This window comes from Rhodococcus sp. UNC363MFTsu5.1 (assembly GCF_000686785.1).
GTDB classification, from domain to species: Bacteria; Actinomycetota; Actinomycetes; order Mycobacteriales; family Mycobacteriaceae; genus Rhodococcus_G; species Rhodococcus_G maanshanensis.
In genome coordinates this window covers 39,684-46,963 of record NZ_JMLO01000015.1, presented here as the reverse complement: position 1 = coordinate 46,963, position 7,280 = coordinate 39,684, and the positions used below count along the sequence as shown (strand labels likewise).

General features: G+C 68.8%; 5 protein-coding genes. All 5 read left to right on the top strand.

Going from position 1 to position 7,280, the window contains the following annotated elements; genetic code table 11:
- Nucleotides 1–150 precede the first annotated feature (150 nt).
- The 5 genes from BR31_RS0114115 to BR31_RS0114095 all read left to right on the top strand — a co-directional run bounded on the left by BR31_RS0114115 (nucleotide 151) and on the right by BR31_RS0114095 (nucleotide 7,188).
- Nucleotides 151–630, top strand: a complete 480-nt coding sequence (locus BR31_RS0114115) for a nucleoside deaminase (protein ID WP_231496490.1) — start codon at nucleotides 151–153, stop codon at nucleotides 628–630.
- Nucleotides 631–775: 145 nt separating this feature from the next.
- A complete protein-coding gene (locus BR31_RS0114110) occupies nucleotides 776–2,248 on the top strand; it encodes a wax ester/triacylglycerol synthase domain-containing protein (protein WP_027501535.1) in 1,473 nt (490 codons plus the stop codon).
- Nucleotides 2,245–4,536 (top strand): glycerol-3-phosphate 1-O-acyltransferase, encoded by a 2,292-nt coding sequence (locus BR31_RS28635; RefSeq protein ID WP_051637412.1) that lies wholly within the window; start codon nucleotides 2,245–2,247, stop codon nucleotides 4,534–4,536. Before BR31_RS0114110 ends, BR31_RS28635 begins: the two co-directional genes overlap by 4 nt.
- Nucleotides 4,533–5,966 (top strand): HAD-IB family hydrolase, encoded by a 1,434-nt coding sequence (locus BR31_RS0114100; RefSeq protein WP_027501534.1) that lies wholly within the window; start codon nucleotides 4,533–4,535, stop codon nucleotides 5,964–5,966. Before BR31_RS28635 ends, BR31_RS0114100 begins: the two co-directional genes overlap by 4 nt.
- A gap of 223 nt (nucleotides 5,967–6,189) precedes the next feature.
- Nucleotides 6,190–7,188, top strand: coding sequence for an alpha/beta hydrolase (locus BR31_RS0114095; protein ID WP_027501533.1), 999 nt, complete (start codon nucleotides 6,190–6,192; stop codon nucleotides 7,186–7,188).
- The last annotated feature ends 92 nt before the right edge of the window (nucleotides 7,189–7,280 follow it).

The following is a 7,280-nucleotide window of genomic DNA, read 5'->3' as shown; positions in this document are numbered from 1 at the left end:
GACCTCCCCGCGCTCATAAATTTCGACTTCGTCCACATACACCCAGGTCACCGCTTGTGTGACGTACGTCACATAGTGTTAAACATGTGGGCAACAGGACCCGAACACGCAAGCGTTGACAGCACGGCGCACGACCACTGAGGTGTGGACATGAACCGAACGACGACCGGGGCGATGCCGCGAGAGTTCGCCGCGAACCTGCTTGAGGTGGCGATCGCCGAGGCCGAAGCGGGGCTGGCCGCGGGTGGCATCCCGATCGGCGCGGCACTCTTCGACGCCGATGGAGCCCTGCTCGGCCGCGGCCACAACCGACGGGTCCAGGACGAGGACCCCTCGGTGCACGCCGAGACCGCCGCCTTCCGCGCCGCGGGCCGCCAGCGCGACTACCGCTCCACGATCATGGTGACCACGCTCTCGCCCTGCTGGTACTGCAGCGGCCTGGTGCGCCAGTTCGGCATCGGCACCCTCGTGGTGGGCGAGAGCGTCACGTTCACCGGTGGCCACGGCTGGCTGGCCGAGCACGGCATCCGGGTCACGGTTCTCGACGACGCCAGGTGCGTCGAGATGATGACCCGCTTCATCCGGGAGCGACCCGCGCTGTGGAACGAGGACATCGGGGTCACTGAGTAGCCATCCGCACCAGTGGCCACCAGGGCCCCGAAACCCTGTGCGTGCCCCACCCGACGGGTCCACACTGGCTTTGTGGGCGCTCCGCCGGGCTCCGCGCCTGGGATCGACGTCCACGGGAGGACTCGACGACCGAGGGAGTGCGGGCATGACCGACGGCGTTCCGCAGATACCACCGAGCGCGGTCGATGTCGACCTCTCCGCCGTCGCGGACGGCTGGGATCGGTCGATGTCCGACCTCGAGACCGGCATGTGGCGGATGGAGGAATCCCAGCCCCGGTTACGCACCCCCATCGTCGCGGTCGACCTCCTCGACCGCCCGCCGGACTGGGACCGCCTGGTCCGGGCGCACGAGTGGGCCTCACACATCGTGCCCCGGATCCGGATGCGCGCCGTGGAGCCCGCGTTCGGTCTCGGCAACCCGGTGTGGTCGGTCGACCCCGAGTTCGACCTCGGCTATCACCTGCGGCGCATCCGGCTGCCGGAGCCGGCCGACTTCAACCACGCGCTGCGGATCTGCAGGCACATGGGCACCGAGCCGTTCGACAAGGCGCGGCCGCCGTGGGTGGCGATGCTCATCGAGGGCCTCGACGACGGCCGCGCGGTGTACGTCGTCAAGACGCACCACAGCATGACCGACGGCATGGGCGGCATCCGGATGATGACGCTGCTGCACAGCCGCCGGTCCGCGCCCAGCCCCAACAAGCCGGACCGGCTGCCCGCACCGCCCGAGCATCTGTCCCACTTCGAGGCACTCGGCCAGGACGTGCTGACGGAGGTGCGCAAGACCCCCGGCCGGATCACCGGGCTCATCGCGGGCGCGGCCAGGACCGCGGTGGGCGCCCTGGCCGACCCGATCGGGACCGCGGGCGACGCCCTCGGCTACGCCAATTCGCTGCGCCGCATCGTCACCCCTCCCCCCGCGACGGGATCGCCGCTGCTGCGCGGCCGCGGGCTCGGTCGCTGGTTCGGCGTGCTGGAGGTGGGCCTGCCCGAGTTCAAGGCCGCCGCCCGCGCCGCGCACGGCTCGCTCAACGACGCCTACGTCGCCGCGCTGCTCGGCGGTTTCCGCCGCTACGCGCAGGCCCACGGCCAGCAGATCGGCCCGATCCCGATGGGCATGCCGGTGAACATGCGGCCCGCCTCCGACACCTCGGGCGGCAACCGGTTCGCGGCCGTCCGGTTCGCCGGGCCCGCCGCCGAGGCGGACCCGGTCGAGCGGATCAAGAAGGTGCGCGCCATCGTCCTCGGGCTGCGCGAGGAACCGGCGATCGACGCGATCGACCTCGCCGCGCCGCTACTCAAACGGCTGCCGAACTGGCTGCTCGCGGACTGGTACCTGTCCCAGTCGACCGGCCTGGACCTGCAGGCCAGCAACGTCGCGGGCGTGCCGGTCCCGGTGTACCTCGCCGGGGCCCGGATCGAGCGGATGTTCCCGTTCGGGCCCGCGCCCGGCTGCGCGGTGATGGCCACCCTGGTCTCGCACGTCGGCACCTGCTGCATCGGGGTCAACCTCGACACCGCCGCGGTCACCGCTCCGAAACTGTACATGCGCTGTCTGCAGGAGAGCCTGGACGAGGTTGTCGCACTGGCCGGCCCGACCGAAGGGACGCAACGATGACGAGCACGCAACACCCTCGGGTCTACCTCACCGAGACCGTGACGGCCGCCGAGGACGACGTGTTGCGGTCCTGGCTCAGCCGCCGCCCCACCGAGGCCGGGAAGCCCGCGACCGCGGTGCCGATCGGCGGCCAGTCGCTGGCCGAGCTCACCCGCAGGCAGGACGACCCGATGCTCACCCCCGTGCGGGTGGTGTGGCTGCCGCCGCCCGACAACGGACACCGTCACGGGCTGCGGGATGCGCTGTCCCCGCGGGATCCGCTGCATCCGGGCCGCGGCACGCAGCGGCGGCTGCTGCGCAGCGACCCGGCCCGCTGCCAGGTGATCGAGGGCGAGCCCGCCCCCCTCAGCGACCTCAAGCGCCGGCTCGACGAGAGCGGCGGCGGCTCGCTGCCCGAATACATACGCAGGCAGGCCGCCCTCGCGCTGGAACGGGCCGAGCGCGCCCTGCTCGGCAATCAGTACAAGGTGTCGCGGTTCGTGGTCGAGGAGATCACCGACACCGCCCGCTTCCACGCAGGCGTCAGCGACCTGTCGCTGCGGCTGAACGTACCGCTGGCCGAGGTCGACAAGCGGTCGAGGGAGGCGCTGGGCGAGATGGTGGCCGCGCAGAGCAGGCGCGCGATCGCCCTGTGGGATCGGCTGGGCCGCTACTTCTCCCGCGCCTATCGCCTCGACGTGGACACCACGCGCTTCGAGGAACTGCGCACGCTGAACCGGGAGCACTCGCTGGTGTTCCTGCCGAGTCACCGCTCGTACCTGGACCCGCTGGTGCTGCGGCCCGCGCTGCTGGCGAACGACCTGCCGCTCAACCACGTGATGGGTGGGCTGAACGTCAGCTTCTGGCCGATCGGACCGATCAGCAGGCGCAGCGGCACCGTCTTCATCCGCCGCAAGTTCGACGGCGACGAGGTCTACAAGTGGACGCTGCGCGAGTACATGCGCTACCTGCTCACCAAACGGTTCAACCTCGAGTGGTACATCGAGGGCGGGCGCAGCCGCACCGGAAAGCTGCGGCCCCCACGCTTCGGGCTGCTCACCTACCTGACCAAGGCCTATCAGTCCAGCGGGGTGTCGGACGTCTACCTGGTGCCGGTCTCGCTGACCTACGACCAGCTCTACGAGGTCAGCGCGATGGCCGCCGAGGCGCACGGTGAGGCGAAGACGAAGGAGAGCCTGCTCTGGATGGTCGGGTACGTGCGCGCCCAGGGCAAGCGGCACGGCGTGGCGCACGTGACCGTCGGCAGGCCGCTCTCGCTCGCCGACTCGCTCGGCGGCGAGAAGGACCTGCGGCTGGCCATCCAGAAGACCGCGTTCGAGGTGTGCCATCGGATCAACGAGGTCACCCCGATCACGGTGTCGTCACTGGTCATGCTCGCCTTCCTCGGCATCGAGGACCGCGCGCTGACCGTCGCCGAGCTGGCCTTCATCCTGACGCCGCTGGTCGACTACATCTCCGCCCGCTCACTACCGACCGCGGGCGGTGTGGACCTGCAGAACCCGCAGGTGTACCGCAAGGCCCTGGACACCCACGTGGAATCCGGTGTGCTGCAGTGCTTCGACAAGGGCGGCACCCGCGTCTACTACCTCGGCAAGGACCAGCACCTGGTGGCGGCGTTCTACCGCAACAACACCATCCACTTCTTCGTGGTCCGGGCGATCACGGAGCTGGTGCTCCGGGCCGCCATCGAGGAGGGGTACACCGACCTGAGGACCGAAGGTTGGATCGAGGCCAAGCGGATCCGCGATCTCCTCAAGTTCGAGTTCTTCTTCAGCGATCGGGACACCTTCGAGCACGACATGCGCCGGGAGATGGCGCTGATCGACCCATCGTGGGAGAGCAAGGTCGGCGATCCGAAGCAGGCCGAGCACATGCTCGACCTGGTAAAGCCCTACCTGGCGCACCGTGTCCTGCAACCGTTCCTGGAAGCCTACGAGGTGGTGGCAGATCAGCTGGTCCACACCCCGCTGTCCGGGAAGTTCAACGAGAAGGACTTCATCACGACGTGTCTCGCGCTGGCCGAGCAGCGGCGGCTGCGCCAGCAGATCGCCAGCAGCGAGTCCATCTCGAGCGAGTTGTTCGGCACCGCGCTGAAACTGGCGCGCAACCGCAACCTGCTCGAGGCCGACGACGGGGACGGTGTCGGCGACCTGGCACGGCGGCGGACGGCGTTCGCCGCCGAGATCCGCACCCTGGTCGGCCGGATAAAGCACATCCGCGGACTCACGCAAGGGCGACTCGACGAGTTCAGGGAGCACAGCACCTCGCCCGAGGAGAGAGATCGGTGACCCGCGTCGACGACCTGCACCGGGCCATCGCCGACGCCGAACCGGGGCCCGCCACCCTCGCCGCGTTCGACCTCGACGGCACCCTGATCAGCGGGTACTCCGCGAGCGTGGTGTACCGGGATCGTCTGCGCCGCTTCGACATCAGCCTCGCCGAGCTGCTGCGCACCACAGGGGCGGCGATCGACACCCAGTTCCGCGGCGCCGACGTCGGCGGGCTGATGCGGATCGGGGTCCAGTCCCTGGCCGGGCGGATGGACGACGAGCTGCGCGAGTGGGGCCAGCGGCTGTTCCGGCAGGAGATCGCCGGGATGATCTTCCCGGAGGTCCGCGGGCTGCTCGCCGCGCACCGGCGCGCCGGGCACACGGTCGTGATGGCCACCTCCGCCACCCCGTACCAGGCCCAATGGGTGGCGGCGGATCTCGACATCATGGATGTGCTGTCGACGGAGCCGGAGGTGGTGGACGGGATGCTCACCGGCGAGCTGACGACGCCGCCGCTGTGGGGGCAGGCGAAGGCCGACGCGTTGCGTTCCTACGCCGAGCGGAATGGCGCCGATCTGTCCCGCAGCTTCGCGTATTCCAATGGCGGCGAGGATGTCCCGATGCTGGAGTCGGTGGGGTATCCGGTGGCGCTGAACCCGGACCGCAAGCTGACCGGCCTCGCCAAGCGGAAGGGCTGGCCGGTGGTGAACCTGCGCAAGCCGCAGCTCGGCGCCGACCCGCTGTCGGTGGTGCGGACCTCCACCGCGGTGGGCGCGCTGATGGCCACCGCCGTGGCGGGCGGCGCGGCCGGGCTGGTCCTGCGCAACCGGCAGAGCGCCGCGAACCTCGTCGGGACGTTCGGTCCGGATCTGGCCCTGGCGATCTGCGGTATCTCGGTGAAGATCAACGGCAAGGACAATGCGTGGAGCGATCGGCCCGCGGTGTTCATGTTCAACCACACCAGTTCGCTGGACATGCTGATCGTCGGCGGCGTGATCCGCCGCGACGTGACCGGGGTCGCGAAGGTGGAGGCGTCCCACGATCCGCGGTTCGTCCCGATCGGCGCGCTGCTCGACGTCGCGTACATCGACCGGTCGGACAGCGAGAAGGCGAAGGCCGCGTTGGGGCCCGCCGTGGACAAGCTGAAGTCGGGCATCTCGATCGCGATCTCGCCTGAGGGGACTCGGACGCCGACGCCGCGCCTTGGCAGGTTCAAGAAGGGCGGCTTCCACCTGGCGATCCAGGCGGGGGTACCGATCGTGCCGATCGTCATCCACAACGCCGGAGAACTGATGTGGCGCAACTCACTTGTCGCACATCCGGGCACGGTGTACGTGGACGTGTTGGAACCGGTGAGCACCGAGAACTGGTCCGTGGAGACACTCGACGAGCATGTCGACGAGGTGCGGGCGCTGTTCGATGAGCGGCTGCACGCCGGGCACCAGTAGGCCGGCTCGCCACCCGCGTTCCGATCCGGGAAGGGCAACCACCGCCACACCTGTGATGTAGAACTCGCTGAGTTCGGGGTCGTCCCAGCCGGACCTCTTTTTCTTAAGATTCGCTAATGATTCGTCCGTACCTTCGTGCCCGATGTGGGTCGGGGCGGCACCGCTCTCCGCTGGGGCGGTCAGCTGCGCATCGCAACGGACAGGACGGAATCACGAAGTTTTGATGAGTATTGTCAGACCTCAATCGACCAGCCGACTTCTCCAACGCCTACTCACCGTCACCGCATCGCTGCTCGCGTGCGTGATGCTCGCGGGCATCTCAGGGCAGGCGGCCGCGGGTGCCGCGCCCCTCGCGCACCGCGCACCCTGGGGCGGGTACGAGGAGGTGTGGGTCCCCTCCGAAATGGGCCCGATCAAGGTGCAGATCCAGTGGGCCTCCCGCGGGGGCAATGCCGCGCTGTACCTGCTCGACGGTCTGCGGGCGCGAAACGACCGCAACGCCTGGTCATTCGAGACCAACGCGCTCGATCAGTTCCGCAACGACAACATCACCCTGGTGATGCCGGTCGGTGGCGAGTCCAGCTTCTACACCGACTGGATGGCTCCGTCGAACTTCAACGGACAGCAGACCACCTACAAGTGGGAGACCTTCCTGACCCGCGACCTGCCGAATTACCTCGAGACCCGCGGAGTCTCCCGTCACAACAACGGCGTCCTCGGCCTGTCGATGGGCGGATCCGCAGCGATGACGCTCGCCGCGCACCATCGCGACCAGTTCAAGTTCGCCGGCTCCCTGTCGGGCTACCTCAACCTGTCCGCACCGGGCATGCGTGAGGCCATCCGCGTTTCGATGCTCGACGCCGGTCGCTACAACGTCGACTCCATGTGGGGCCCGCCCTGGTCGCCCCTCTGGCTGCGCAACGATCCGTTCGTCGTGGCCCCACAACTGGCCGGCCTGTCCATGTATGTCTATGCGGCGAGCGGTCTCCCGGGCCATTTCGACCAGCCGCAGGCTCCGATCGACTACTTCAACACGGCGACCGGCATGGCGCTCGAGGCGCTCTCCCTCGCCAACACCCGAGCGTTCCAGGTCCGCCTCGGCTCCCTCGGCATCCCGGCCACCTTCAGTTTCCCGCCCCACGGCACCCATTCGTGGCCCTACTGGTCCGCGGAATTGTGGAAGGCGCGCACCCAGATCCTGAACACATTGAACGCGTGGTGAGACTGTCCATTCGTTTCGAGAAGCGCCCGGGGGCATGGAATTTCCATGCCCCCGGGCGTTTCCGCTATTCAGCCTGGATGCGATGTCCTCTG

Bases quoted from the DNA above. Each gene is read 5' to 3' on its own strand.
- BR31_RS0114115 (WP_231496490.1), top strand. From the start codon at position 151: ATGAACCGAACGACGACCGGGGCGATGCCGCGAGAGTTCGCCGCGAAC.
- BR31_RS0114110 (WP_027501535.1), top strand. From the start codon at position 776: ATGACCGACGGCGTTCCGCAGATACCACCGAGCGCGGTCGATGTCGAC.
- BR31_RS28635 (WP_051637412.1), top strand. From the start codon at position 2,245: ATGACGAGCACGCAACACCCTCGGGTCTACCTCACCGAGACCGTGACG.
- BR31_RS0114095 (WP_027501533.1), top strand. From the start codon at position 6,190: ATGAGTATTGTCAGACCTCAATCGACCAGCCGACTTCTCCAACGCCTA.